Consider the following 23,770-nt stretch of genomic DNA (forward strand, 5'->3'; position numbering starts at 1 on the left):
TTATTTATTGAGGATGGAATCGAGGGCAACGCCGACGGCGCGCAGGTGTTCGGCCATTGCTGTGCTCGCGGCGTCAGCGGAGCCCGCCTCGATCGCGGCGAGGATGTGCTGGTGTTCGATGTCCGACGCGTGCTGGCGGTCGGCCACCATGTTCAGCGTTTCTGACTGGAACGCCAGGGCGCCCCGGATATCGGCGACGACGCTGGCGAACACTTTGTTGCCGCTGGCGCGGGCGATGGCTTCGTGGAAGCTGGAGTCCAGGGCAACCCATGATTCCGGGTCCGTTTCAGCGGTCATTGCTTCGACAATGTGCCGCAGGGTCTCCAGTTCTTCCTCACTCCGACGCTCGGCGGCCAATCCTGCTGCAGGGACCTCGATATGCGGACGGGCCTCGGTGAGGTCCCGGGCGGAGTACTGGCCCAGCGTGAGGTCGTTGGCTACCTTGTCGGCCACTACAAAGGTGCCCTTGCCCGTCTTGGTAACGGTCAGCCCCAGCGCGGTGCAGGAGCGCAGGGCTTCCCGGATGACTGAGCGGCTGACGCCGTACTGCTGCGAGAGCATGGCCTCCGAGCTCAGTTTGCCGCCGACCGGAACCTGCCCTGATTCGATGTCGCTCCGAATGGCGTTGAACACTGCTTCGGCAGCGCTGAGCCGGGCGAGAGGCTGGGGCAGGCGCGGGATGGCGCTGGTGCCCGGGGCCATTGGCTCCGCGGCGGACTCGGCAGGCTGTCCTGCTGTCCGGCTGTCTGACAGGTTCACGCTTAAAATATGGCACGGGTCACAAGGGGGTGTCAAGATCCGAGCGTGGCTCACCTGCGGATGTATAAACCAGCGGCACGTTCGTGCCGGTTGCGCCCTTTCCCCTGGGAAAGTATCGGCGTAGGCTCTTTGCAGGACATTGAATCGGCACGATCGTACCTATGGGAGGGTTATGGCGGCATCGATCAGCGATCACTTGGCCAGAGAGGTCCGCTCGCGCCGTATAGGCATGCGCCTCACCCAGCAGGATCTCGCGGACATGGCAGGTGTATCAGAGCGTTTTGTCCGGTTTGTTGAACAGGGCAAGCCGAGTATTCAGCTGGATTCCCTGACCGCCCTGCTCGAAACCCTGGGGCTGGAGCTGCAACTGGCCACCAGAACCAGCCAGGCCGCCCGCGCGCTCAGCGGCACCGCCAGGGAACAAGAACCAGCGCCATGAAACACCGCATTGCCGATATCTATAAGGCCGGTGTGCTTGCCGCGCGGCTGGAACGGCACGACGGCGGCACGCGGTTCAGCTATCTGCCGGCGTACCTCGCGTCCGGGGGACCCGCCGTCGCCAGTTCCCTGCCGCTCACCAGCGTCCCCGTCCTATCGGCGGCAGGAGCGGCGCCGCCCTATTTCACCGGGCTGCTGCCGGAGGGCCGCCGGCTCAACGCGCTCCGGCGCTCCATCAAGACAAGCGCCGACGACGACCTCTCGCTGCTCATCGCTGCCGGCGGCAATCCGGTGGGCGACGTCCAGATTGTTGGCCACGGCGAACCGCTGGACCCGGACGAGCACGCCGTCCAGCTGGATCCGAAGCTGCCGGTGGACTTCGACCAGCTGCTGGGCGACCCGGACCTGATCGACCCTGTCGCGTTGGCAGGCGTGCAGGACAAGCTCTCGGCCGGCATGATCTCGCTCCCCGTGGCCAGCGCCGGGAGGCGGTTTATCCTCAAGCTCAATGCCCCGGAGTTTCCGCACGTGGTGGAAAACGAGCTGGTGATGTTCCGGTACGCCGCCAAACTGCGGGTCCCGCTCAGCCGGGTGCAACTGATCCGGGACGTAGCGGGCCGGCCGGGCCTGCTGGTGGAGCGTTTCGACCGGGTGCCCATCGCGGGCGGCGGTCCGGACGAGGTGCGGCGACTGGCTGTGGAGGACGGGGCGCAGGTGCTCAAGCTCTATCCGGCGGACAAGTACAACGTGGGCTATGGCCATGTGTGCCAGGCGCTTGCGGACTACTGTTCGGCGCCCCTGCCCGCCCTGAGGAACCTGGCCATCCAGGGCGCGTTTGCGTGGCTCAGCGGCAACGGCGACCTCCACGCCAAGAATGTCTCGATGGTTCAGCAGCCGCACGGCGAGTGGACCATCGCCCCGGTCTACGACATCCCCTCCACCGTGGTGTACGGCGATAAAACCCTGGCGCTGACGTTGGCGGGAAAGCGGAGCGGGATTTCGCGACGGCACTTCCTGGGCTGGGCCACGGCACTGGGGCTCTCGGACCGCACAGCGGTCCAGGTGGTGGAACTGGCCCTGAAAGCGTCAGGCCCGTTGATCGCAGACCTGGAGGCGGGCACCGCCTTCGCCGGTGTAGGGGGCCCGGGAAACAACGACGACGGCGGCTCGCCATTCCCCGACATGGTCACCCGGGCGTGGGTCAAGGAGTTGAAGCACCGCCGAAGGTTGCTCGAGGGCTAAGCGGGTCAGGGTGGCGCATCGTCACGGCCCGTCGTACCACCTGAGTGTCCGCAGGGCGCGGAGGGTGTTCCAACGGCTGGGATTCCCGTCGCCGTCCTCCAGCTGGAAGTGGACCTTGCCCGCGTGGGTGTTCTCCAGCAGCCACCGGCCGTTTGGTTGCCGCTTGGAGCGGACTACCTCCACGGCTTCTTCCAGCCGTTTGTCGGGAGCGCCGCCAGCAGCCCGGAAGTAGTCCAACCCGCGGAGCACGTCGTAGAACCAGCGGGTGGGGTAGGAGAACTGGAGCCAGTGACCGTTGATTAGCTCACCATTGCTCTTTCGCCTCAGCAGGCTTCGGGCCAGGAGGTATTCTTCGCCCCGCTGCCGTGCTTGCCGCGATAGGGAGGTCCCGCCGGTGGAACGTTCGTGCTCAAGAAGCCCCTCAAGCACGCAGATGGTGGTGTGGAAGGACGAGCGTGTGGAACCTCTCTCGGCCTCGCAGTTCCAGCCGCCGTCCGAGAGCTGTTCCCGAACCAGCCGCTCCACCACCGGGTCCACGTTCTCACCGAAGTAGGCGCCGAGGGCTACGACCATGCCGTTGATGCAGGGCTCCACCTCGCCATCGAAGAAAGGCTGGTTGCCTTCCTCCCAGCGGCTGTTGTCGCGGACCAGGCTGATTGCCTGCCGGGCTTCAGGGCTGGCAGGGTCCAGGCCGAACCCGCGCAGCAGCAGGAGGCTGTAGGTGGTTGCGGTCCACGGCTGGCTGTCCGGGTCATCGTCCTGCGCCGGCCAGTATGTGCCGCCGTCCCATTGTCCGTCGGTGCCCTGCAGTGCAAGGAGCCGGGCGCCCCAACCGGATGTGGCAACACGGTCCCGTTCGGCGGCAACCTCCCGGGCGGGGGCATCAACGAGGTCACGCAGGACCTGCCAGCGGATGGAGGGATCGGAGTCGAGCAACCAGTCGAGCACTTCCATTGGTCCAACCTACACCGCAGTGGCTCGCACCACAGGGGATCACGCCGTCGTGCGTTCCCGGCTGGCTAGAGGTGCTGGATGCCTGCGCGCTGCATGGCGTCCTTGTAGACCTCGACGCTCTTCGTGAGCAGCTCTTCCTGCTTGGCTTCAGAAACAGCAAAGGCCCGCCCGCCGAGCGCGCTGGCCTTGTAGATCTTGATGCCGCTGTTCTTCAGGGATGAGTGGTAGGTCTTCTCGAAGAGGGTCAGGAACGTGGAGGCATCGGTGCCGTGGGCGATGATGGCCGAAACACGGGAGTTGATTTTGAGGAACTGGCGGAAGGGACGCAGACCGTCGGTCTTTTCCTGGACGTTGAGCGCGGTGGGGAGATCGGGGTCGCGCACCCACGGGTAGGCGTTCCAGGGCATCACATAGCGGGGGTCAAGTTCAGCGAGTTCGTAGATCTGGGTAGCGCGGCGGGCGGCTTCGTCGTCGTTGTAATGGGAGACGAACCCGGATTCCGTGCCTTTGCCCGGGCTGACCTGGAGGCTCACGATCCGGCATTCGTCCTCGTCGTGGACGGGGTCGATGTACGGGACGATGGACCCTGGCTTCTTTTCCATCAGTTCGTCACAAAGCTGCGTCACGGCCGCGATGTTCGGTTCCTGTAGCAGGGCCTTTTTTTCGTCCCAGTCAATCGTCACGGTTTCTCCCTCAGCAGCACGGCGTCCAGAATCAGGCGTCTTAGGCCACTCTACGCTTTTGGACGTGGGGCTGCGCGGGCGGGAATTATTCTATTCCCTTGAGTTCAAGGATGGTGCCGCGTTGGGGAACAATGGAAAGGCATCCCCACACCGCGGGCCTCCCCGACTTAAGGAACCGTCGCCATGGTCAGCAGGGCATCCCTTAGGGCCGAGGGGTTCGCAGGATTCAGGGCGGTCGGCAGCCTCGAGATCATGCGGATCCCGCAGGGCACGGGAGTCTTCGCCGTGCTCCGACCGGACGGCTTCGAGCCGAGGTTCCTGAAAAAGAGCACGGCCGGCATCTTCAAAAAGAAGGACCCCTCGCTACCGGAACCTGCATTGGCTGCGGAGTGGGTTCCGGACGCCGACGTCCTCTATCTCGGCAAGGCGGGTCCCGGCAGCAAGGGAAACCGTGGACTCCGCCGGCAGATCCAGGAGTTCCTTGACTTCGGCAAGGGTAAGCCGCCGGGCCACTGGGACGGCCGGCTGGTGTGGCAGCTCGCGGCACCCGACTCGCTGGTCATCGCCTGGAAAGAGGTCCCCACCGACCAAGTGAACAGCACCGAAGCCAGGCTCCACGCGGACTTTGTGGCGGAGTTTGGGCGGCTGCCGTTCGCGAACCTCATCCAGGCCCGGACCAGGAACTAAGCCAGGCCGCCGTCGTACGTGAAGCGGCCCGCCAGCAGCGTTGCCGCAACTGGTAGGGCGCCGAATTCCGCGTCGGAGACAGCCAGCGGATCGGCGTCGAGCACCACCAGGTCCGCCAGGTCCCCCACCCGGATCCGGCTGCTGCCCCTCGCGGAGGCCACCAGCGCCTGCCTTCTGCTGATGCATTCCTGGGGATACCAGGGCCCGCGGCCGTCCTGCCGGGACCTGGTGGTGGCCGCCGACATCCCGGCCCACGGATCCAGCGGGGCAACCGGTGCATCCGAACCCAGCGCCAACGTGGCCCCTGCGTCGAGGAGCGACCTCAGCGGAAAGGCCCGCTGCGTACGGCCGCTCCAGTTGGACTCTGCGGCGTCGCGATCATCCAGTGCATGGACCGGCTGCACGCTGGCAGTAACCCCCAGGGACCCAAAGCGCGCCAGATCCTCCGCCCCGACAAACTGCGCGTGCTCAATTCGGCCACCGATCCCCGCGCGCTCAAACGCATCCAGGGCCACACGGTTGGCGGCGTCGCCGATGGCATGGACCGCCGGGACAAAACCGTACTCCCGCCCACGCCGAAGCAGGGATAGTAACTCGCCTTCGCTGACGGTCAGCAGCCCGTAGCTGCCGTCGGGGTACGGATCCGAACAAAAAGCCGTCCGGGTATTCAGCGAACCGTCGATGAGGACTTTCAGCGGGCCGACCCGCAGGAGCCCCCTGCCGCCGTCGAGCTCCAATCCTGTGCGCATGCCATCGTTGCGTGCCCGCTCCAGGTCCTTGGGGTAGACGCCGGCGTCCACGCGGACGGCATCGAAGCCATCAGCGATGCGCCGCAGCCAGACGTCACGGTTCCAGGTCATCTCGAAATCAACGACGCCCACGACGCCCCGGGCTGCAGCTGCCCGGGCGGCATCGCGGACCCAGCCGTCCACCAGTGAATCGGGAAGTTTGCCCAGATCGCGGGTGACGGCAAAGGCAGGTTCCTCCCGGAGCAGGCCACCGGCGTCAACCTCCACCCCATATCGCCGGGCAGCAGCGCTGTTCAGCCAGACACAATGCAGGTCGTGGCTGATCAGTGCGGTGGGCTGGTTCCCTGTGGCGGCGTCGAGCATTTCCAGCGTGGGGACGTCGGGCCACAGGGCGTCGCGGAAGCCCACCCCCACGCTGGTGACCGACGGATCGGCGTGATGAACATAAAGTCCGACGGCGGCGGCGGCCTCGTGCGCGGACGCCGCGGCGGACAGGTCCAGCCTGTTTGAGTGCAGCGCCCACTGGGTCATATGGACGTGCTCGTCCCAGAGCCCCGGAATGACATAGCGCCCGTCCAGGTGGACCACGCGCGCCGCGCGGGATTCCGCCGCCGGCACTGACCCGGGTCACCACGCCCTCAGCGATGTGCAGGTCAGAGACGGTATCCTCGCCAGGCTGGCGGATGGAGGCCAGAATGAGTTCGGTCATGGAGCCAGCCCTATAAGTTCGCCGGCGGCGCAGGTTTCCGATTCGACTGGAACGCTGAACGCCAACTCGACCCAGGTCCGTCCGAAAATACGCACCCTCGCTCCCTGGGCGTTGCCCGACGTGACTGACCACCACCCTGGGAGCCCTCGTCGAGAACTGAGACGGGGCTGAAGCCGTTTGGTTCCAGGACAGGGTTGATGGCGTCCGTGACCTTTTGGAACTCTTCCGAGGCTCCCACTATGTCGCCGTCGCTGCGCAGTGTTGGCAGGCGAAGAGAGCATTGGCCGTCGGTCCGCTCTCCGATGGAGTAGGGATCTCCTGCGCGCCAGCCCAGCCCGGCCTTGACGCGCGGATGACCGTTGACCCTGAACGGTTTCGCAGCAGTCCCCATGATTCCCCTAGATTCGCGGCCCACCTGCGCTCGCAGCTGCATTTGTCCAACCCAAGCGCCGGGCCTGTCCCCGGCCCGCCTACCAGCCTAGCCATTCGGCTCGCATTGACCGATGGGCAGCGCTGCCCATCACCGCCGACCCGGCCGTGGGACTACGTGGCGTCGCCCCGGAGCCGCTCCATCTCGCGGCGGTCCTTCTTGGTGGGGCGCCCAGCACCACGGTCCCGCTGCGGGAGGCCAAGGGCCGGGGCAATGGGACGCGGCGGAGTGTGATCAGTGAAGCAATGGGACGCCGGCTCGGCGCCGACGCGCTTGGCGATCAGGCGCCGGACCTCTAGAATCCGTTCGTAGCCGGACATCCGGACGGTGACGGTGTCGCCTGTGACCAGGGTTGCAGATGCTTTTGCGGGACTGCCGTTCAGCCGAACGTGGCCCGCGCGGCAGGCGGCAGTGGCGGCAGAACGTGTCTTGTAGGCGCGGATCGCCCACAGCCACGCATCGATGCGGACGCTGGCGGGTGAGGAAGGAAGGATGGTCATGGCTGGCACTGAGTATACGGCGTGGATCTTGTGCGAATCTTCCCTGCTCCCGCCAGCCGTTCACGCCAGCCCGCTTAGTCGACGGTGACGTGTACCCGCTGCACCACGTTGTTGCCCATCCCCTGATAATTCCAGTTTTGCTCAAGTGGCTGGGTGGCTCCGGTGGCGTCCGTGGCCCGGCAGGCCAACTCGTGTTCGCCCGGATCAGCCACCCACGGCAGCGTCCACTTGCACCAGGCAAAGGGCCCGGCCGGCTTTTCGAGCTGGGCGGCCACCCACTTGCCGTCGATCCCCACCTCAACACCGGTCACTGCACCCTGGCCGGACCAGGCCCTGCCCTGAAGCATCACCGGCCCGTGCGTGAGCACCCGGCGGCGCGTGAAGAAATCCGGTATGCCCGGCGGAACCATCAGCGAACGGACCCTGATCCGCGAAACCGGTGTGCCGGCGTCGTCCGCGTTGTCCTGGTACCGGTACGCCGGCTGCTGCTGGAACCCAGTGAACGGGTGCGTCACCACATCGATGGACTCCAGCCACTTGACGCTGGTCATGCCGTACCAGCCCGGTACCACTAGGCGGAGGGGGTAGCCGTGCTGCGGCGGCAGGTCGGTGCCGTTCATACGGTAGGCGAGCACGACGTCGGGACGCATTGCCTCGCGGATCGGAAGGCTCCGTGCGTAGTGGTGCCGGACGCCGCCCTGGATGCCGGCGTCGGCCCCGGTGAACACCACTTCCACGGCCTCGGGCAGCACGCCGGCCTTCGCGAGCAGGTAGGCCAAGGGCACCCCGGTCCACTCCGCTGTCCCCACTCCTTCCATGATCCAGGGCTGGCTCAGCGGACGTGGCTTGAGCAGGGACCTGCCATTGCCCGCACACTCAAGCGTGACCGGAAGGGTGATGGCCGGGTCCTTCCTGAGCGCTGCCAGGCTAAGCTCCAGTGACCGCTCCACAGCACCCTTGACCTGCAGGTGCCAGGAGGCGGCCTCAAGGTCGGGGATGTCGAAATGCGTGAGGACATAGTGGAGGCCGGGTGGCGTGATGTCACGGCGCAGCGCCTCGAGCGGCATCGAATGGTTCCGCGCAGCCAACTGGAGCTCCTCGGGGGTCAACGGCCCCGACGTGGGCGCGCCGGCCTGCGGCGCGGGGCGGGCTGACTGGCGTTGCCGGTAGATCTGCTTCATGGCCGTACGATTCTGCTCGATGAGGCTGGAGGGTCCCCCTCTGACAGGTTTACGCCCGGGCGGACGGCCCAGTCAACGGCAGTTCCCGGCCGCTTAGGCTTCGCGGGCCGCGGGCGACTTGGTCTCCGCCGGATCGCGTTCGGCGAGGGATCCGATCGCGTCGTCGATGTTCTTCAGGACCTCCGGCTCGAGGACCACGCCTGCGGCGGCCACGCTGTCCGCGATCTGCTCCGGGCGGGATGCGCCCACGATGGCCGAGGCGACGTTCGGGTTCTGCAGGACCCAGGCCACCGCGAGCTGCGGCATGGAGAGACCAGCTTCCGCGGCGATCGGCTTGAGCTTCTGGACGCCGGCAAGCACGTCGTCGCGCATCCAGCGCTGGATCATCTTGGCGCCGCCCTTGTCGTCCGTGGCACGGCTGCCTTCGGGGGCAGGCTGGCCCGGAAGGTACTTTCCGCTCAGCACGCCCTGCGCCATGGGGGACCAGACGATCTGGGACACGCCCAGTTCTTCCGACGCCGGCACAACCTCTGCCTCAATGACCCGCCAGAGCATGGAGTACTGCGGCTGGTTGGAGATCAGCTGGAAGCCCAGTTCCCGGGACAATGCGTGGCCTTCGCGGAGCTGTTCGGCCGTCCACTCGCTCACGCCGATGTACAGCGCCTTGCCCTGCCGCACGATGTCCGCGAATGCCTGCATGGTCTCTTCCAGCGGCGTCTCGAAGTCGTAGCGGTGGGCCTGGTAAAGGTCAACGTAGTCCGTCTGGAGCCTTTGGAGCGAGCCGTTGATGGACTCCATGATGTGCTTGCGGGACAGGCCCAGATCGTTCTTGCCCTTGGGGCCGGTGGGGCCGTAGACCTTCGTGAAGATCTCCAGGGACTCGCGGCGCTCGCCCTTAAGCGCCTCGCCGAGGACGGTTTCCGCGGCCGTGTTGGCGTAGACGTCCGCGGTGTCGAAGGTGCTGATGCCGGCGTCGAGCGCTGCCCGCACGCACTGGGTGGCGACGTCGTTCTCTACCTGCGAGCCGTGGGTCAGCCAGTTGCCGAAGGTGATTTCCGAGACTTTGAAGCCGCTGTTTCCGAGGTATCTGAATTCCATGGTCTTCAGGCTAGCGGAGATGGCGGCTCACGGAAAGGGCTTTCCAAAAACCACGACGGCGATGCCGGCGCCTCGGCGCCTCAGCGGCGCCTGAGCTCCGCGTACTCCAGAGACGGGACGATCGCGCCGGCATCGCGTTCCACGAAGTTGGTTCCCGGAGGCACCAACTCGTCGATCGCGTCCAGCACGGATTCGCCCAGCAGGGTGTCTGCTGCCTTGAGGTAGGCGTGAAGGTGCTCCTCGGTCCGTGGGCCGATGATCACGCTGCTGATGGCCGGGTGGTTCAGCGCAAAGCCGATGGCCAGTTCCACCACGGAGATCTCCAGCTTGTCCGCGAGCCGCGCCAGCGCATCCGACGCCAGCAACTTCCGTTCACTGGCAGGCCCGGAAATGTCGTAGCGGCCCGGCAGGGAATGCACCCGTGCCGGGGGTTTGCCGGCATCCAGCACGAAGTCCCCGGAGAGCCAGCCCCCGGCCAGTGGTCCGTACGCAAGCACGCCGAGCCCGTACTGCTGGGAGATGGGGAGTACGTCGCGCTCGTTGCCGCGCACCAGCATGGAATAGGGCACCTGGTTGCCCACCGGCGGGATGAGGTGGTTGGTGGTGGCAAGCCACTGTGCCTCCACCAACTGTGCAGGCGTGAACACCGAGGTGCCGTAGTAAAGGATCTTGCCTTGCCGGATGAGGTCGTTCAGGGCGGTGATGGTCTCCAACACGTCGGTGTTGTAGTCCGGCCGATGCGCCTGGTACAGGTCGATCCGGTCCGTCTGGAGCCGTCGGAGGCTGCCCTCCACGGCCTGCATGATCCAGCGCCGGGAATTCCCCGAGTGCGCGGGGTTGGCGCTCATCTGGCCGTGGAACTTGGTGGCGAGGAAGACGTCGTCGCGCCGGCCGCGGAGTGCACGGCCCACCACCTGTTCGGACTCTCCCTGGGAGTAGACGTCGGCGGTGTCTACCGCAGTGATGCCAGCGTCCAGGGCGGCCTGGATGATACGGATGCCTTCGTCTGCTCCGGTGGGCGGGCCGCCAGGTACGCCGCCAGGTCCCTCGCCAAAGTTCATGGTGCCCAGCGTGAGCGGGCTGATCGGCGTGCCGGACCGCCCGAACACACGAAGTTCGCTGAGGCTCATCCCCTGCTCCTCACGGTCGATTTCCCACGGCGGATTGCTGTGGATCGTCACGACGCTACACAAATTCCGCGCCGTGCCGCGGGAAAGCGCCATACAGCTTCGCTTTTCGTAGCACGGGGTAACGCGGCCGGCGGTGATGACGGTTTGTGAAGACCGCGCTGAGGTCGGGGCCCGTCAGAATGCCTTCGGCGGGCGTGGCGCCCGGCCTCCCTCAACGCCGGTCGGCGGGCAGCTTGCCTTTAATGACCTTGGCGTGGGCGGAGAGTGACACGAGGGAGCCGGTATCCAAAGGGGAAAGTGGCGGAGCGGCGGAGGGCTTCTTGAAGGACCGCGGTACATCCCGCGCCGGGTGGTCCTGGTGCAGTGCCGACTCCACCAGCGGAGCCACGGCCACTACTTTCTCTGCGGGCACTCCGGGATCCGGCAGGTCACGGACGGAGACCTTGATTTGCGGTGCGGCGGCGCGTGCGCGCGCAAGGGCCCGGGCATCGGCTTCCGCGACGGCCGCGGCCCAGTCTTCTGCCAGCACCGGCGGTACACGGCGTGCGGCCGTGAGCAGCGGGTGGTGTTCGACGGCGTGTTGGAACCGCGGCTTGAATTCGGACGGTTTCAGGGCAGTGCGCGCGTCGCGCAGCACCTTGCGCCAGTCGCGCGGCGCCCTCAGGGTGGCGACGGCGGCACTCCCGTGGGTGCGTGCGGCCGACACGGCAGCGCCGGTCTTTGTCCGCGTCTTCGTCTGCAGGGAAGCGGCTTTGGCGCGAAGCACCCCGGCGCTCGCCGTTTTCGCGGGGGAGGTGGCGGCAGCGCCGTCGTCGTGACCTGGCATTGCCGCATCCGCGGCCGAAGCCGATGATGCCGTCCCCGATGCCCCGGTCAGGCGGACGAGCGGCAAGGTTTCATGCCGGGGAAGCTTGCCTAAGAGGACCATGACCATCAGGGCGACCAGCCGGCCCACCCCCGCCAGAACAAGGGTGGCTACCACCAGGAGGAAGAGGCCAAGAAACATCAGGAACGCGAGGCCGAGCGTGCCAAAAAAGGTCAGGTTCAGAGCGAGCGTCGTTGAATCTCCCACGTCACCTCTCCTATCTGCCAGCAGCGGAGTCCGTGCCGGCACTCATCACCACGGGCAACAGCCCCTCCACTACCTTACGGACTATTTGAGGCCTGTCGCGCCGCAGGAAGGGGTGCGTCCGGTGTTGTTTCAAACCTGTTACCGGATATGACAAGGCCGCAGCCGCCTATAGTCGGAAGGAGACCCCAAAAGCCCTGTGGACTGCGGGCCCGGACCAGCCTGACAGGAGCATCATGCCCGAGAATCCAGCCGCCGCACGACGTTGTTTCTGCTTGTCGGGTGAGGAGTACGCGCAGTGCTGCGGGCGGTTCCATACCGGCCAGTCCGAGGCCGCCACCGCCGAGCAGTTGATGCGGTCCCGGTACAGCGCGTTTGTCCTGCTCGACGCCGCCTACCTCATGCGCACCTGGCATCCTGACACCGCGCCGTCGGAGCTGGAACTGGACCCCGCCATGGAATGGCGCCGCCTCGATATCGTCTCCACGAGCCAGGGCGGACCGCTGGACACGGCGGGGACCGTGGAGTTCAAAGCCCATTTCAGGCACGACGGCGTACGCGGAGTCCACCACGAAACCAGCCGTTTCGTGCGCGAGAACCGCCGCTGGTACTACGTAGATGCTGTGCTCCTTGCCTAGCCCTCGCTGTACGTTTCGTCCGGGGTGAAGCCTGCCCTGTCCACCTTGCGGTGGAAATGCATGCCCGCCAGGCCGCCCAGGACGGCACCAACGAGCGCCACCAAAGCCACCACCACGGCGGCAATGATGCTGGTGATAGTCAGTTCGCCTTCGTTGATGGGGATCCGCGGGAAGGTGTTCAGGTTGGCCAGGACGTTGAACTGCTGTCCGGCAACCAGGCCAAGGATAGCGATGACGACGGCGGCAATAAGGGCCCAGATCCACACCATGAAACCCTGTTTGGCGCCGTTGAACCGTGCCATCCGGCCTGCCACGTACCCGCCGGAATAGTACGAAGCGAACAAGATCACCAGCAGGACGATGATGCCCACCAGCCCCACCGTGCCGTTGGTTGCCACCTGGTTGACCGCCTCGTTGACGTCTGTGTTGTTGGCCAGTCCCACGGCGGTGCCCGCTGCTGCCACGAACGCGGTGAGCAGCACGGCCATGCCCATGGCGGCCAGCCAGCCGAAGAACGCGGAGCCCACCTTGATTCCGCCGAACTTTTCCTTTTCCCGCGCGACGGCGGTCTGCCGGTCGGTGACGTTCGGGTCCGCCACGCTCGGGTAGGCCGCGGTGGTGTCGGCTGCGTCAGTGTCCGCTACGTATGCGCGCTCGCCGTACGTTGGCGGCGTCTGTTGATAGGCCTGCGTAGGCTGCCCGCCGGCGAAGGTTTCATCACGAGCAGTCTCATTCCGTAGATTCTCGTTCCGGGCACGCCGCGGAAGACTGTCCTCTGGGTTCGTTTGGTTGCTCATGGCTCAACTCAACCACCGCTGACCTGCGATAACAAGGGTGCTTATTAGTTGCTAGCGGTATCGGCGGTGCTGGTTTTCCTTCGTAGAGGCCCCGGGAGTAGCGTCCGCGATCCATGGCCCGGTGCCCTCGGACTGGTCAAAGACACCGGCCTCAAGCCACGTGTAGTCCCCGGCCAGGACCTTGCGCGAGAGGTGGTGGTCGCCGTCGTCGGTGTTGCGCCAGAGCTGATCGAAATACTCCTCGACGCGGACCCGGGCCTGCTCGCAGTACGCCTCAGCAAGCTCATAGGCACTGGCTGCACGTTCAGGCGCGGTGTGGAGCATCATCTCGGCCCGTGAACAGCATGCTGCCATGGCGTAAAGCTCCGCACCGATATCAACAATTCGGCCCAGGAAGGCCTGCTTGTGCTCGAGCCTGGCCTGCCAGCGGCCCATACCGTAGAAGGTCTGCCGGGCCAGCTTGCGCGAAGACCGCTCCACAAAGCGCAACTGCTTGGCGAGACGTCCGAACTCGCTGTAGGAGCGTGGGTCCATTCCCGCGCCCGCCACCAGCTTCGGCAGCCACCGGGCATAGAAGCCGGAAGCTCCGACGGCGGCCTTCGCCTTGTCCTGCAGGCTTGCGTCCAGCGATGCGAGGTCGCCGGCCGCAGCCAGGTGGGCGTCCACGGCTTCCCGGGCGATCAGGAGTTTCATGATCTCCGATGAGCCCTCGAAAATCCGGTTGATCCGGAGGTCGCGCAGTTGCTGCTCGGCTGGAACCGCGCGTTCGCCGCGGGCTTCCAGTGACTCTGCCGTCTCGAAGCCCCGGCCACCGCGGATCTGCACGAGTTCATCGGCAATCCGATAACTGATCTCCGTGGACCACAACTTGGCCAGGGCGGCTTCGATCCTGACGTCCTTCTGCCCGGCGTCGGCGAGTTCGGCCGATAGTTCAAAGACTGCGTCCAAGGCAAAAGCAGTGGCTGCGATGAAGGCGATCTTCTTACCCACGGCTTCATGCTTTCCCACCGGCTGGCCCCACTGGGTGCGTGCATTGGACCACTCGCGGGCAATCTTCAGGCTCCAGCGGCCCGACGCGACGCACAAGGCCGGAATGGAGAGCCGGCCGGTGTTCAGCGTGGTCAGCGCGATCTTCAGTCCCTGGCCTTCACGTCCCAGGCGGTTGGCCGCGGGCACCCGCACCTGATGGAACCGTGTCACTCCGTTTTCGATGCCGCGCAGCCCCATGAAGCTGTTGCGGTTCTCCACGGTGATGCCGGGGGAGTCCATTTCCACCACAAAGGCGCTGATGCCGCCCTTGTGCTTGGTGCCGTCTGCGTCGGTGTGGGCCGGCACCAGGGCCATCACCACCACCAGCTCGGCGATCACGCCGTTGGTGGTCCAAAGCTTCACGCCGTCCAGGATGTAAGACTCGCCGTCGTCCGTGGGAACTGCCGTGCTGCCCATTCGGGCGGGATCGCTGCCCACGTCCGGTTCCGTCAACAGGAAGGCGGTAATGGCCCCGGCGGCGCAGCGCGGCAGGTATTCCCGTTTCTGTTCCGGGGTTCCGAATACCTTCACGGGTTCGGGGACGCCGATGGACTGATGGGCGGACAGGAGGGCCCCGATGCTGGGGTGCACGCTGCCCAGCAGGGCCAGGGCGCGGCCGTAGTAAACCAAGGACAACCCCAAGCCGCCGTATTCCTGCGGGATCTTCATGCCAAAGGCCCCGAGGTCCGCCAGTCCCTTGAGGTATTCGTCCGGAATCTTGTCTTCGCGCTCTATCACGCGGCCGGACATCGTGCGGGCGTAGGCCTCGAGGCGTGCCATGAAAGCTTCGCCGCGTTCAACGTCGTCCTCCTTGGCGGTTGGCCAGGGGTGGACCAGGCTGAGGTCGAAGTTGCCCAGGTACAGTCCCTTGGCGAAGCTTGGCCGATCCCAGTCCGTCTGGCGGGCTGCCTCGGTTATTGCACGGGCGTCCGCCGCGGTTGCTTCGGATCCGATGTTGCTCGCGGCAACGGGAACATCCGCGTCCGGGGCGTCGGAGGCAAAAGCGCTGGCGGCGGGACTGTCAGTGGCGGAGCTCATGGGGTATCTCCTCTGCCCGGGATGGCCGGTTCAAGCCATGGATCCGCCGGGTTGGAGAACCCTTTAGCTGTCTCTCAATATTACCCGCGGGTAGCTTCCGGTGCTAGGGGATGGCTGGCCCGGGAAGTCCCCGGGAATCTCCACTGCCGACGCATGGTGCACCAGCCTGTCCCAGCCGTTATTGATGCCATGGACCACTGCCAGCAGCGTGGTGGAGGCGAGGAACCAGCCGAGTTTGCCGACGCCGACCAGGACCAGGGCCAGGAACCCTGCCGCCAGGACGAAGGCTGCCAGGACCAGGGCAATCACCAGCGTTCCGGTGAACACCATGGTGGCCGTTTCCACTGCACTTAGGTCGAACTGCATTCTTCCCCCTGCTGCGCCATTGCTTCGGTTGGATCAGTAGCACTGAGCGTAGGGGCTTTGGGGCGAGTCCAACCAGACCCGCCCCGCCAGCAACAACGGGTTGATATGGGATCGCAATGCTACCGGGAGGTAGGTCACGGAGCGGTCGCGGAACGGTTGCCGTTAGGGGTAGGAAGGCTCTGCGTTAACCTTGTAGTTGGCAGTTTTCGTCTTTCGTCGATTCTCGCTGCCCAACCATCCCCCATCAGCTGAAGGAGAGTGCGTGCCCCGCTCCGCCAGGTCATCCGCTGACGCGATCAGTGCCCGGCTCAGGGACCTCGAACTCCTCACCCAGGGACCCGCCTGGGCACTCACGCGCTCCGCGCCCTGGGTGATCGCCGTGCTCCAGGCGTCCTTTACCCGCACCCGCCCGCAGGTTCAGCTCGAAGAGTTCCATGCCGACGTCGACTCCTTCCTTGAGCAGTTGCGGCGCGAGGAGCCGGCGCTGGGCGGTGCCGCCGGGGCGCCGTCGGGAAAAAAATACGCAGACGAATGGACCCGGAAGCACTTCCTGACCCGCCGCAACCAATCGGGGCAGATCGTCTACGAGGTCACCGAGCCGGCCGCCCGCGTGCTCGCATTCCTGGACAGCCTCTCCAGCGAGCGGTCCACGCTGAACGGTTCCAGGCTGGGCACGCTCCTGGGCGACGTGGAAAAGCTGGCCAACGAGACCAACCCGGACCAGAGCGCCCGGCTGGAATCCCTGGAGGAAGAGATCGGTGAGCGCCAGCAACTGATCCAGGACATCAGCTCCGGCGATTTCGATGGCCTGCTGGACGACGACGAAGCCGTGGAGGCCGCCGGTAACATCCTGGACCTGGCCGCGAGCCTGCCCGCCGACTACAAGAAGATGCGTGACCGGATCGAGGAGCTCGTGGGCGAGCTCCGCAACCAAATCATCGAGGAGTCGCTCAGCAAAGGCGCCACCATGGCCCAGGTGCTTGAGGCCGACAAGCGGCTCCGGCAAAGCCCCGAAGGCAGGACGTTCCGCTCCTTCACCGCATTCCTGGAGGACCCGCAGCAGCAGCTGCGTTTCCGTTCGGCAATCGGCGAGGTGCTCAGCCGGCAGTTCGCCGACGACCTCTCGGCGGAGGACCGCGAAACGCTTAAGAACCTCGTGGCCGAGCTCCGCCACCAGCACAGCCAGATACAGCGGATCTACGGCAAGCTCAGCGAAAGCCTGAACACGTACGTCCAGAGTGATGACTTCCGCCAATCCGTCCGGCTCCGGAAGGTGCTGCGCGAGGCCGAGCAGGCTATCCGGTCCCTGCCCTATGAACGTGAACGGCCAGGCCTGGTCCGCGGTCCGGTGCTGTTCAACGCGGGGTTCGAATCGCTGGCCATGGTCAAGCTCTATGATCCGGACGAGTTTGCCGTGCCGCCCAAGCTCGCGGACCCCATCGCGTTCAGCGACTCCGACCGCGTGCGCTCGCCGAGGACGGGCAAGGCCCGGCCCGAGGCCATCAAGGCAGCTGCCGCCGGTGCCGCCACGCTGGCCGAGGCCTGGGCCCAGCTGCCGCCCGAGGAGCAGCACATCAACTCCATCCGGGCGCTCCTCTCGCACGCCCTCCAGGAAGGTGCGGCCTTTGACCGTGACGCCTGGGACGGCCTCGACTACGAACAGATAGACGGCACCACCCGCAAGGCATACCTGCCGGTGGTTACCCTCAAGAAGGATTGACGATGACTGAAGAAACCACGACGGCGGCACCTTCCGTTGCGGAGGAAGCCACCCTTGCCGAGGCCCCGCCGCACGCAGAGCGACCTTTCGCCGTCACACCCAGGGACACGTTTGTGGACGGTGCGGCCCTGTTCCCCGGCGACACCGGCGTGCTGTCGATGAAGGTGCGCCAGGCCCTGGTGAAGCTGCTCAAGGGCCCGTATGTCGACGGCGGACGGGACGAAAAACTGTGGACCACCCTGCTGGATCACCAGCTCATCCTGCGCAGCCGCCTCTCGGAACTCTTCCTCACCCTGCAGCTGGACCACGAACGCAAGATCGCTGTCCTGCGCCCGGTGGACCCGGAGGCCATCGGCGGCAGCACACGCTCCAGCATCCTCCGCCAGCAACGTGCCTTGAGCCGGGTGGAAACCATTGTGCTGCTCCGCCTGCGGCTGCTGCTGGACCGCCACGTCACGGCCCAGACGGACCCCACCATCACGCGCGAAGAAATTGCAGACCTCGTGGCCCACTACCAGCCAGCCGGGCAGCAGGACGCATTGAGGGATTCGGACGTGGTCTCCCGCGCCATCACCAAGCTCCTGGCCCGTCAACTGCTCCTTACCACCGGCCTGGACGACGTCTACACCATCTCCAACGCACTCCCGCTTGCCCTGCCCTTCGAAAACATCGGCGATATTCCGGCCCAAATCGAAGCCCTGGTAGCAGCCACAGCAGACCCGACGGGTACCGAAGCGCTGATAGAGCTCGACGGTGATGAGGGTGCGGAGGACGACGACGCCGATGCCGCCCCCGCCCCTCCGCCGGGCGACTCCGCTGCAAGCAGCGAGTCGCCCGGCTCCGACAGGCCCGATGCCACTCCCTGGTCGGCATCGGCGGCGTCGTCCGTGGGTGCGCACGGAACCACCGAGGCGGTAGAAGCATGAGCATCGCATCCATGCTGCCGATGGGCGAGCTCACGAATCCGGGCCAGATGCGCCTTGCCTTGGTGCAGGTGGTCAACTGGGGCACGTTCCATGGGGCGCACACGATGCACGTGGACCGCAACGGAACCCTGTTGACGGGTAACTCCGGCGTGGGTAAGTCCACGCTGTTTGATGCCATGCTGCGCGTGTTTGATGCCCGGCCGCGCTCCAATGAGGCAGCGGCCCAGCGTGCCGGCGGTGCGGTGGAGGACAAGAGGACCACGTTCACGTACATGCGCGGGAAGGTGGGTGACAAGGCCGTGGGCGAAGGCTCCGCCAGTGCCTTCCAGCGGCCGGGTGCCACGTGGTCCGCCGTCGCCCTGACGTTCGATAACGCGGCTGGTACGCGCGTCACGGTGTCGGCGCTGTTCGACCTGCCCAAGAATGGCACGGAGTCCAGTGTGGGGCGCTTTTACCTGATCGACAGCAAGCCGCTGGACTTGCCGGCCATCGAGGACATCGCGGAGAAACGCTTCGCCAAGGCCTCGCTGGAGACCGTCTTCCCGGACGCGCAGATCTTCGACGTCCACAAGGCATTCGCCGAGCGTTTCCGCCGGCTACTGGGCATCAGTTCGGACCAGGCCCTGCCACTGCTCCGCGTGATCCAGGCGGGCAAAGGCCTTGGCGGAAGCGTGAACACGTTTTTCCGCGACCAGGTCCTGGACGCCCCGGCAACCCTTGCCGCGGCGGATGACGTGGTGGAGGAATTCAGCAACCTGATGTCCATCCGGCAGCGGCTGGAGGATGTACGGCAGCAGCGGGACCAGCTGGCCCCGGTACCCGGACTGAACAAGGAGTACGCGCAGTCGCTGCTGGACGCCAACCGGCTCCGTGAGCTGTCAGGCGAGGAGTTCGAAGCCTATAGGCAGCAGCTCTCGGTCACGGTCCACCAGAAGACGCTGGCCCGGTTCAAGGACCTGGCCCAGGTCAAGGCCAAGGAACTGGGCGCGGAACGTTCTGTCCGCGACGGGCTGGCCAAGGAACTGCGCGAGCTTGAGGCCGACTACAACAACCAGGGCGGCAACGCGATCTCCGCGATCGAGCAGTCACTGGAAAACGCCCGCGTTGGCCTCCGGCTCCGTGAGCAGGTGGAGGAAGCGGCCCGCAAGGCACTGTCCGACGCCGGCCTGCAGCTTGAATGGACGGCCAAGGGCTGGGAGCAGGCCCACGAGCAGGCGGCCGCCCGCTCTGCCGAGCTCAAGGATGACTCCCAGGCGCTGCAGGAACTCCGCTTCGAGGCATTCGACGGCCACGCCACGAAAAAACGCGAGCTGGCTGCAGCCCAACAGGAGCTGGTGTCGCTGAAGACGCGCAAGTCCCTGCTGCCGCCGTCGAGCATTGAAAACCGGGCGGCGATCGCCGCAGCTACCGGCATTCCCGAAGACCGGATGCCGTTTGCAGGCGAACTGATCGACCTCGCCGAAGGGGAGGAGCAGTGGCGGCCGGCCGCCGAGCGGGCACTCCGGAACCTCGCCACCACGCTCCTCGTTCCCGGCGAATACTTCGCCGCAGTGACCCGCTACCTGAATGACCACAAGGTGCGCGGCGCCCTGCGCGCCGTGGACGTGTCCAAGCCGCTCGCCGGCGGCGCGCTTGCCGTTGAGGACGTGTGCGACGGCGACCTGCTCACCAAGCTGGACATCCTCGCCAGCGGCGCGGTGGCGGACGCCGGGGAGTGGATCCGGGAGCGGATCGCGCTCGATTTCGCCTATCCGTGCGTCGAGGACGCCGACAGTCTGGCCACCCTGGACAAGGGCCTGAGCCTGGGCGGCGTGGTCAAGCGCAACCGGCACACGGTGGAAAAAGATGACCGTTTCACCGGGCGCCAGGACTACGTCCTCGGGTTCGATAACGCCGCCAAACTGGAACTCGTGGCCGCCCAGGTGGAGGACCTGCAACAGGAGCTGGCCAAGGCGGCCGAACTGGCGCAGAGCCGAGAAGAGTCGCATCAGGGCATGAGCCGGCAGCTCGATGCCCTGAGGTTGATTGCGGAGGACCACCGCCCCTGGGAACAGGTATCGGCTGCAGTCGCCGCAGAGGAACTCACCAGGATAGAACAGCGGCTTAAGGACGCCCTCGCAGCACAGGCGGATCTGGAACCGCTGCGCGCCAACATCGAAGCGGCGCGGCAGAAACACCAGGCCAGCACTGAAGCTGCGGCTGTCCTGCAAAGCGAATACAAGGCACTCGACCGGCAGCTTAGCGCCGCCGATTCACTGCTGGAAGCCGCGCGGGCCCGCCTGGAGCAGGCGCCGCCGTCGGACGCTACCGTCACGGCGCTGGAGCCGTACTTCACGGACTTCGGCGACATCACCGAAATGCATGAACTGGACAACCTCGCCAACCGCGTCCGGACTGCGCTGTTGGGGGAGTTGCACGCCGCCGAGACACGCGGGCAGGCAACCTCCGAGCGGCTGACCCGGATCTTCGAAGGCTTCGTCCGTGAGTGGGGGACCGCAATCTCTGCGGACCACGGCACGTCAATCGGCGCAGCGGGGGAGTTCGAATCGCGCTACCACGCCATCGTCAGTGACGGCCTTCCCGCGCAGGAGACTGAGTTCCGGCAGTTCTTCAACCAGCGCACACACGAGTCCTTCAGCACGCTGCTGCACCTGCTGGATGAGGAACGGCGTTCCATTACCAGCCGCATCCTGCCGCTCAACGGGATCCTGTCCGAGGTCAACTTCCATGAAGGCAGCTTCTTGGAACTGGACATCAAGCAGACCCTGCCGGCCACGGCCAAGCAGTTCAAGGACGCTATCCAGAACGCCCTGAAGGCCCGGCACACGCGTCCGGCCCGCCCGGGTTCAGGCGCGGAAAATGGAGCGGACGACGCCGAGCTAACTGCCCGCTACAAGACCCTGGAAACACTAGTGAAGAGGCTGGGCTCGCAGACCCCCGAGGACCGGCGCTGGCGTGCCGAGGTGCTGGACGTTCGCGGCCACCTGTTTATCCAATGCAAGGAGCACCGGGAGGTGGCAGACGGGGCTTTGGGCAAAACGGGCGGCAAGCGGACCGATGTCTACATGCACGCCGACACCGGCTCCATGTCCGGCGGCGAGCGGCAGCGCTTTACGGCGTTCATCATGGCTGCGGCCTTGAGCTACCAGCTAGGCATTGCGGAGCAGGGGTTCACTACATACGGCACGGTGATGATGGACGAGGCGTTTGTGCTGGCGTCGGAGGAGTTCGCTGGCGCGGGCATCAAGGCGCTGCACGAATTCGGATTCCAGCTGCTGCTGGCGGCGCCGGAGAACGTGATCGACCTGTCGCGGCACCTAGGCTCCGTAACGGAGATCCTGCGGGACAAGCGCACCAACCGTTCCGGCGTGCTGAGCGCTCCGGTGATCCGGCCAAGGCCCGGTGCTGAGGGTCAATGGCGGTCGGAGGCCAACCCGGTGGACATCGTTTTGCGCTAATCGTGACCCGGTAAAGGTTTTTATAACAAATCGATGGATTTATTGCTGGAAGTCTGGTGAAGGGCCGGAGCCGCGTGCCAAGGTTATGGGCACCATCACAACTCGCCCCCACGCTCCGCCAAGGGTGATCGCGGAATGCTGGGTCCGCCTTACACCTGTCGAGCCTGCCGGCGTCTTCACGAAAGGCACCATCATGCGCCCTGCATTTCGCGCACCGTTCACCGCGGCCCTGGCATTCACAGCCGCACTCACCCTTACCGGCTGCATGGCAAGTGCCTCACCAGGCGGCGGCGGAACGCCGGCAGCCGGGAGCACGGCCACGACGTCCGCGAGCACGGCTCCAAACCCCAGCAGCACAGCAAGTCCTACAACGGAGGGCGGGCAGCCAGCATCGTCCGCCCCGGCGCCGGCGGCCCTGGTGACGTATACGTTCCCGGACGGAATCTCCTTCAAGCACCCAGCGGACTGGCGCGTGGAGCTCTTCAAGGCGGCGGGCTCGCCGTTCGTGGGGACGGCCACGGTTTACGACGCCGGCGGCGCCAAGCAGGCCACCGTCTACACCGGGCAGATCGCCGACGGTGTGACCAGTCCCGTGACCAGGACTGTTTTCGAGTCCGCGCCTGTTCCCGGGCTGCAGGGGCAACCTGCTCCCACGGCCCACTACTCGTTCTACGTTGACAACGTCAACGACATTGCGAAATACCGGATGCACCTCACGGCCGGGGTGCCTCTTTCCGGGGCGGAGATGGCACTGGATGGGATCATCCGTGTCGGCGACCGCGTGCTGGTTGCCGACGTCGAATTCATCGATAAGCCCTTCGCCAGCGACGATGCCGCCAAGGCCTGGCTCGCCAGCGCGGAAGGCCAAGCCCTCAAGGCGCTGCTGCTGAGTATGTCCCAAAGCTAAGCCGCCGCTTTCCCGGAGCGCTCCTTCACGCTATGTGGGGAGCGTTTCCGGTGAGCGGCTGTGTGCTTCGTCACGTCGGCGAATTAAGTTACGCAAACCTTGCGTAATGCAGAGGAGGGTAGGCTAGCCTTACTTAGGTTCGCTTCATTCACCTAAGGAGTTCCGTGACTTCCCCCCTCTTTTCCGGCCCCAATGCCACGCGCCGCACGCTGTTCAAATCAGCCGGCAAGGCAACGGCCGTCCTCGCCGCAGCGGCACTCACCCTCTCCGCCTGCTCCACCGGACCCGCGTCCTCCACATCGGACGCCAGCACCTCCAGCTCCAGCAGCTCGCAGTTCCCGGTCACCATCAAGCACGTCTTCGGTGAGACCACCATCAAGGAACAGCCCAAGCGCGTTGTTACGGTCTCCTGGGTCAACGACGACGTTGCCATTGCCCTCGGAGTTGTCCCGGTAGGCGTCCCCAAGAACGAATGGGGCGGCAACGAGCAAGGTTCCACGCCGTGGAAGGACGCAGCCCTGCAGGAACTCGGTGCGGGCTTCGGTTCGGACAAGGCTCCGGTCCAGTTCTCCGAGGCAGACGGCGTCAACTTCACCGAGATCGCCAAGCTCACCCCCGACGTCATCCTGGCCGCCTACTCGGGCCTGACCGAAGAGGACTACAAGAAGCTCACCGAGATCGCCCCAGTGGTGGCCCATCCTGAGATTGCGTACGGAACGTCATGGCAGGATTCCACTTCCATCATTGGCAAGGCCTTGGGCAAGGAAGCCGAAGCCACCAAACTCATCTCCGACACCGAGGCCACCATCAAGGAAAAGGTCTCCAAGTACCCGCAGCTCGAAGGCAAGAGCTTCATCTACGGCAACCTGGAGCCCGCATCGGCTGAGGGCGTCAACGTCTACACCGCCAACGACAACCGCCCCCGCTTCCTGAGCGAGATTGGCATGAAGCTGGCCTCCGTTGTCGAGGAGAACTCGAAGGGCTCCAAGGAATTCTTCATCCCGTGGTCCGCAGAGAAGGCTAACGAGCTCGAATCCGACATCTTCGTCACCTGGGTCCCGGACGCCGCCACCACCGATTCCATCAAGTCAGACCCACTGCTCGGCCAGATCCCGGCCATCCAGAAGGGCGCACTGGTTGCCGATTCGGACAACACCCTGACGCTCTCCATCTCGGCTTCCTCCCCGCTGAGCCTGCCGTGGTCCCTGGACACGTTCCTGCCGCAGTTGGCCACTGCAGCGGATGCAGTGAAGTAAGCACCG

General features: G+C 65.6%; 21 protein-coding genes. 9 read left to right on the forward strand and 12 right to left on the reverse strand.

Features of this window, described 5'->3' with window-relative positions:
• Window positions 1-759: a FadR/GntR family transcriptional regulator gene (locus ACFC25_RS17810; RefSeq protein WP_376047567.1), complete on the reverse strand. Its 759-nt coding sequence runs from the start codon at window positions 757-759 to the stop codon at window positions 1-3.
• A gap of 172 nt (window positions 760-931) precedes the next feature.
• Here ACFC25_RS17810 and ACFC25_RS17815 point away from each other — a divergent pair, with 172 nt between their 5' ends.
• Both ACFC25_RS17815 and ACFC25_RS17820 read left to right on the forward strand, forming a co-directional pair.
• Complete coding sequence (locus tag ACFC25_RS17815) at window positions 932-1,198, forward strand: helix-turn-helix transcriptional regulator (RefSeq protein ID WP_337352687.1); 267 nt, start codon at window positions 932-934, stop codon at window positions 1,196-1,198.
• Entirely contained in the window at window positions 1,195-2,439 is a 1,245-nt protein-coding gene (locus ACFC25_RS17820; RefSeq protein WP_376047570.1) for a type II toxin-antitoxin system HipA family toxin, read from the forward strand. The genes ACFC25_RS17815 and ACFC25_RS17820 overlap by 4 nt, the downstream gene beginning before the upstream one ends.
• Window positions 2,440-2,460: 21 nt before the next feature.
• On the opposite strand, the gene ACFC25_RS17825 is transcribed toward ACFC25_RS17820, so the two are convergent.
• Together ACFC25_RS17825 and ACFC25_RS17830 are read right to left on the reverse strand one after the other, a co-directional pair.
• Window positions 2,461-3,393, reverse strand: a complete 933-nt coding sequence (locus ACFC25_RS17825; protein ID WP_376047572.1) for a hypothetical protein — start codon at window positions 3,391-3,393, stop codon at window positions 2,461-2,463.
• Window positions 3,394-3,458: 65 nt separating this feature from the next.
• On the reverse strand, window positions 3,459-4,076 hold the full coding sequence (locus ACFC25_RS17830; RefSeq protein WP_337348976.1) for a uracil-DNA glycosylase: 618 nt from the start codon (window positions 4,074-4,076) through the stop codon (window positions 3,459-3,461).
• Window positions 4,077-4,259: 183 nt separating this feature from the next.
• On the opposite strand from ACFC25_RS17830, the gene ACFC25_RS17835 reads away from it, so the two are divergent.
• Window positions 4,260-4,763, forward strand: a complete 504-nt coding sequence (locus ACFC25_RS17835; protein ID WP_337352690.1) for a hypothetical protein — start codon at window positions 4,260-4,262, stop codon at window positions 4,761-4,763.
• Here the strand turns inward: ACFC25_RS17835 and ACFC25_RS17840 are convergent.
• From ACFC25_RS17840 to ACFC25_RS17865, 6 genes are all read right to left on the reverse strand, one after another.
• A complete protein-coding gene (locus tag ACFC25_RS17840) occupies window positions 4,760-6,130 on the reverse strand; it encodes an amidohydrolase (RefSeq protein WP_376047576.1) in 1,371 nt (456 codons plus the stop codon). The two genes, ACFC25_RS17835 and ACFC25_RS17840, sit on opposite strands and share 4 nt — an antisense overlap.
• Window positions 6,131-6,764: 634 nt before the next feature.
• Window positions 6,765-7,151: an RNA-binding S4 domain-containing protein gene (locus ACFC25_RS17845; protein ID WP_337348979.1), complete on the reverse strand. Its 387-nt coding sequence runs from the start codon at window positions 7,149-7,151 to the stop codon at window positions 6,765-6,767.
• Between the two features lie 74 nt (window positions 7,152-7,225).
• Window positions 7,226-8,332 carry a sulfite oxidase gene (locus ACFC25_RS17850; protein ID WP_376047579.1) on the reverse strand — a complete coding sequence of 369 codons (1,107 nt, stop codon included), beginning with the start codon at window positions 8,330-8,332 and terminating at the stop codon, window positions 7,226-7,228.
• Window positions 8,333-8,425: 93 nt separating this feature from the next.
• Complete coding sequence (locus tag ACFC25_RS17855) at window positions 8,426-9,430, reverse strand: aldo/keto reductase family protein (RefSeq protein ID WP_337348981.1); 1,005 nt, start codon at window positions 9,428-9,430, stop codon at window positions 8,426-8,428.
• A gap of 80 nt (window positions 9,431-9,510) precedes the next feature.
• Entirely contained in the window at window positions 9,511-10,560 is a 1,050-nt protein-coding gene (locus tag ACFC25_RS17860) for an aldo/keto reductase (RefSeq protein WP_376047624.1), read from the reverse strand.
• A 211-nt stretch (window positions 10,561-10,771) separates the two neighbouring features.
• Entirely contained in the window at window positions 10,772-11,632 is an 861-nt protein-coding gene (locus ACFC25_RS17865) for a hypothetical protein (protein WP_376047583.1), read from the reverse strand.
• A gap of 233 nt (window positions 11,633-11,865) precedes the next feature.
• On the opposite strand from ACFC25_RS17865, the gene ACFC25_RS17870 reads away from it, so the two are divergent.
• Window positions 11,866-12,267 (forward strand): YchJ family protein, encoded by a 402-nt coding sequence (locus ACFC25_RS17870; protein ID WP_376047586.1) that lies wholly within the window; start codon window positions 11,866-11,868, stop codon window positions 12,265-12,267.
• Here ACFC25_RS17870 and ACFC25_RS17875 read toward each other — a convergent pair.
• From ACFC25_RS17875 to ACFC25_RS17885, 3 genes are all read right to left on the reverse strand, one after another.
• Entirely contained in the window at window positions 12,264-13,064 is an 801-nt protein-coding gene (locus tag ACFC25_RS17875) for a hypothetical protein (protein WP_337348984.1), read from the reverse strand. The two genes, ACFC25_RS17870 and ACFC25_RS17875, sit on opposite strands and share 4 nt — an antisense overlap.
• Window positions 13,065-13,115: 51 nt before the next feature.
• Window positions 13,116-15,131, reverse strand: a complete 2,016-nt coding sequence (locus tag ACFC25_RS17880; protein ID WP_376047589.1) for an acyl-CoA dehydrogenase family protein — start codon at window positions 15,129-15,131, stop codon at window positions 13,116-13,118.
• 63 nt (window positions 15,132-15,194) lie between these two features.
• Window positions 15,195-15,497 (reverse strand): hypothetical protein, encoded by a 303-nt coding sequence (locus ACFC25_RS17885; protein WP_337352696.1) that lies wholly within the window; start codon window positions 15,495-15,497, stop codon window positions 15,195-15,197.
• A 262-nt stretch (window positions 15,498-15,759) separates the two neighbouring features.
• On the opposite strand from ACFC25_RS17885, the gene ACFC25_RS17890 reads away from it, so the two are divergent.
• The 5 genes from ACFC25_RS17890 (at window position 15,760) to ACFC25_RS17910 (ending at window position 23,764) form a co-directional block, all read left to right on the forward strand.
• A complete protein-coding gene (locus ACFC25_RS17890) occupies window positions 15,760-17,217 on the forward strand; it encodes a DUF3375 family protein (RefSeq protein ID WP_337348987.1) in 1,458 nt (485 codons plus the stop codon).
• Between the two features lie 2 nt (window positions 17,218-17,219).
• Window positions 17,220-18,143, forward strand: coding sequence for a DUF4194 domain-containing protein (locus ACFC25_RS17895; RefSeq protein ID WP_337352697.1), 924 nt, complete (start codon window positions 17,220-17,222; stop codon window positions 18,141-18,143).
• Window positions 18,140-21,601 (forward strand): ATP-binding protein, encoded by a 3,462-nt coding sequence (locus ACFC25_RS17900; RefSeq protein WP_376047594.1) that lies wholly within the window; start codon window positions 18,140-18,142, stop codon window positions 21,599-21,601. The genes ACFC25_RS17895 and ACFC25_RS17900 overlap by 4 nt, the downstream gene beginning before the upstream one ends.
• Window positions 21,602-21,794: 193 nt before the next feature.
• Entirely contained in the window at window positions 21,795-22,508 is a 714-nt protein-coding gene (locus ACFC25_RS17905) for a hypothetical protein (protein WP_337352699.1), read from the forward strand.
• A gap of 164 nt (window positions 22,509-22,672) precedes the next feature.
• Window positions 22,673-23,764, forward strand: coding sequence for an iron-siderophore ABC transporter substrate-binding protein (locus ACFC25_RS17910; protein WP_376047597.1), 1,092 nt, complete (start codon window positions 22,673-22,675; stop codon window positions 23,762-23,764).
• Window positions 23,765-23,770: the final 6 nt, after the last annotated feature.

Source organism: Pseudarthrobacter sp. NPDC055928 (genome assembly GCF_042270935.1).
GTDB lineage: Bacteria > Actinomycetota > Actinomycetes > Actinomycetales > Micrococcaceae > Arthrobacter.